The sequence below is a fragment of the Arthrobacter sp. H14 genome (assembly GCF_000520495.1).
GTDB lineage: Bacteria > Actinomycetota > Actinomycetes > Actinomycetales > Micrococcaceae > Arthrobacter_C.
In genome coordinates, this window is record NZ_KI914677.1 from 89891 (window position 1) to 93451 (window position 3561).

At 62.1% G+C, this 3561-nt stretch carries 3 protein-coding genes; 2 read left to right on the forward strand and 1 reads right to left on the reverse strand.

The genetic code is table 11. From position 1 onward, the window contains the following. On the reverse strand, positions 1-253 hold a 253-nt coding region (locus Y707_RS27070), incomplete at its 3' end, for a 2-oxoglutarate dehydrogenase E1 subunit family protein (protein ID WP_035782296.1). 238 nt (positions 254-491) lie between these two features. On the opposite strand from Y707_RS27070, the gene guaB1 reads away from it, so the two are divergent. Then, complete coding sequence (gene guaB1, locus Y707_RS0117180; RefSeq protein WP_026535992.1) at positions 492-1943, forward strand: GMP reductase; 1452 nt, start codon at positions 492-494, stop codon at positions 1941-1943. A 242-nt stretch (positions 1944-2185) separates the two neighbouring features. Beyond that, positions 2186-3535 (forward strand): hemolysin family protein, encoded by a 1350-nt coding sequence (locus Y707_RS27075; RefSeq protein WP_035782298.1) that lies wholly within the window; start codon positions 2186-2188, stop codon positions 3533-3535. Positions 3536-3561 lie beyond the last annotated feature (26 nt).

The following is a 3561-nucleotide window of genomic DNA, read 5'->3' on the forward strand; positions in this document are numbered from 1 at the left end:
GCTCGCCGGTCTCATCGGACGAGGAGCGGGACTTGCCGCCGTCGCCCTTGGTTTGCTTGCCGCCGTCGGACCCGCTTTTGTCGCTGGAGTGCCGGCCGTTGGAGGAGCCGCTATCGTCGAAGGACTCGAAAATGCTCCACCACTTTTTGTCGACGGAGTTCTTGTCCTTCTTGTATTCCTCATACAGTTCGTCAACGAGCCACTCGTTTCCGCTGAATTCTTCAGGTATACGGTGGTTGGGTTGATCTGGCACTTGTAATACGCCTCTTCCGTGGGTTGCTTGCCCTGCCCTCGCTCAAGCAGCTGTCAGCCGTAACTGTGTGCACCTGTGCACGTCGGTCCAACACAAAACTAGACCTCATCCAGTGTAGTGAAATTTTCAGCGCGCAAGCCAATCAGGAAACTATTTCGACGCGGGCGTTCCCACGGCGGTGGAAAAACTGTCGGTCGGCACTATTAGACTTGATATGCCGCCAACCCAGGAGTGCTTCGTGCGTTTCATTAACACCCCGTCCACCGACCTTACGTATTCGGACGTTTTCCTCGTCCCGTCACGGTCGGATGTCATCTCCAGGCTCGACGTCAGCCTGGCCAGCGACGACGGCACGGGCACGTCCATCCCGCTGGTTGTTTCCAATATGACGGCGGTGACCGGCCGCCGGATGGTGGAGACGGTGGCGCGCCGCGGCGGTTTGGCAGTCCTGCCGCAGGACATCCCGCTCGACGTTCTTGCCGAAGTCACGGAGTGGGTCAAGGGACGGCACGGCGTCTACGAGACGCCGCTGCATCTGAAGCCGTCCGACACTGTGATCGACGCCCTGCACCTGATGAACAAGCGCTCCCATGGCGCCGTCGTCGTTCTCAACTCCGATCGGCAGGTTGTTGGCGTGGTCCGGCCCTCCGACTGTGAATCCGTGGACCGCTTCTCCTCGCTGGAATCGGTGATGCGCACCAACGTTCCGACAGTTGACGCGGAAACGTTCGACGGCGACAGAGACGAAGCGCTGAAGGCGGCTTTCGGGAAAATGGACCAGGCCGGAACAAACTTCGCCCCGGTCATCCGCGACGGTGTACTGCAGGGAGCTTTGACGCGCACTGGTGCATTGCGCTCGACGATTTACCAGCCGGTCCTGGACAGCCGGGGAAAGCTTAAGGTCGCCGCTGCTGTCGGTATCAACGGGGATGTGCAGGAAAAAGCCAAATTCCTGCTCGATGCAGGAGTGGACGTGCTGGTGGTGGATACCGCCCATGGCCATCAGCGGAAGATGTTCGACGCGCTCGAGGCCGTGCGGGAACTGGATTCGGATGTTCCGATTGTGGCGGGGAACGTGGTCAGCGGGGACGGTGTCCGCGATCTGGTCGAGGCCGGCGCGAGTATCGTCAAGGTCGGTGTCGGGCCGGGCGCCATGTGCACCACCCGGATGATGACCGCCGTCGGACGTCCGCAGTTTTCCGCCGTCCACGAATGCTCACAGGCAGCGCGTGAAATGGGCGCCTCAGTTTGGGCCGACGGCGGTGTCCGCTATCCGCGCGACGTTGCACTGGCCCTCGCGGCAGGGGCCAGCCAGGTAATGATCGGCTCCTGGTTCGCGGGCACGTATGAAAGTCCCGGCGATCTGCAGACGGACAGCACCGGCCGGCAGTACAAGGAGAGTTTCGGCATGGCTTCCGCCCGTGCCGTGCAGAACCGCACCCAGCGAGAGGGGTCCTTCGACCGGGCGCGCAAGGGCCTCTTCGAGGAAGGCATTTCGGCTTCGAAGATGTACCTCGACCCGGCCCGGCCCGGCGTGGAGGACCTGCTGGATATGATCACTGCCGGCCTGCGCAGCTCAATGACGTACGCCGGCGCCACGGATTTGGAAAGCTTTCGTGAGCGTGCCCTGGTCGGTGTGCAGTCGGCCGCCGGTTACGAGGAGGGGCGCCCGCTGCAGGAGAGCTGGTAGGCCGCTTTCGCGGATGCGGCTGTCCTGTATTCTTTAACCTCTATGGACAGCTCATCTAGGAGCCGGCGCCAGTCGACAGGCAGCACATCGTCGACTCGCAACGCCGGCAGACCCCGCGCCCGTGCCCATCGCTCTCCGTCCGCAGTATTGGAGCCTTCCAGTCCGGCTGAAGCCGAACCACCTCCGATAACTTCGAACAGTAAGACCGGCCCTGCCCCCGCCCTTGGGGCGGTGCAACCTTAGTGGAATGGATCCAGATAGCAGCAGGTTTTCTGCTGATTCTTGGAACCGGCTTCTTCGTCGCCGTTGAATTTGCCCTCGTCGCGCTGGATCAGAATTCTGTCCGGCGGGCCATTACCAATGGCGATACCGGCGCGGAACCTTTGCTGAAGTGCCTGAAATCCCTGTCCACACAGCTTTCCAGCTGCCAGTTGGGCATCACTCTTACCACCCTGCTGACCGGTTTCGTGATGGAACCGGCCATCAGCTCACTGCTCCGGGGTCCGCTGACGGCCCTCGGGATAACCGAGGCGTTGGTGACCACTATCGGTGTGGTCATCGCGATGACGCTTGCCACACTGCTTTCGATGCTCCTCGGCGAGTTGGTGCCGAAGAATATGTCGATCTCCGTGCCATTTGCCATCGGCAAGGCACTGGCCCGGCCGCAACTGGCCTTCACCGCCGTTTTCAAACCCGGCATCGTCGTGTTGAACGGGTTCTCGAACAAGGTGCTGAACGTGTTCGGGCTCGAAGCACAAGAGGAAATCTCCGGGGCGCGCACGCCGGCCGAGCTTTCCTCGATGGTCCGCCGTTCCGCTGAGATGGGAACCTTGGACGCCAACACCGCCAACTTCGTTGCTAAAACACTCAGCTTCGCGGAGCGTACGGCGGCCGATGTGATGACCCCGCGCACCCGGCTGGAGACGCTTGAGTCGGATCAGCCCGTAACGGACATCATCGATGCTGCAAGGCGTACGGGCTTCTCCCGGTTTCCGATCCTGGGGGAGTCGCCGGACGATATCCGCGGTGTGGTCCATGTGAAGAAGGCAGTAGCCGTTCCGGCCGACCGCCGCCCTGGACTCGCAGCGGCGGCGATCATGACCGACGTGCTCCGCGTGCCGGAGACCGTCCATCTCGACGCCCTGATCCAGGAGCTGCGTGAAGCGAACCTGCAACTCGCCGTCGTCCTCGATGAATACGGTGGAACCGCCGGCGTCGCGACCCTCGAGGACCTTGTCGAGGAAATTGTCGGCGAAGTGTCCGACGAGCACGACAAGGTCAAGCCCGGGGTGTTGCAAAGCGCCACGGGTGACTGGTATTTCCCAGGCATCATGCGCCCGGACGAAGTCAGCGAGCAAATCCCGTCCCTCACAGTTCCGGACGAAGCCGGCTACGAAACCGTGGCAGGTTACATCATGGCGGAACTGGGCCGGATAGCCGAGATTGGCGATCAGGTCAAGGTGCCCGGCGGTGTGCTCGAGGTCGAACGGATGGAAGAGCGGCGGATCGACCGGATCCGGTTCGAGCCGCGGCCTGATGAGGACGACGATGCCGACGAAGGCTCGTCCAATGGGTCAGGAGGTGGACGATGAGTGACTGGGTAGGCCTCGTATGGCTC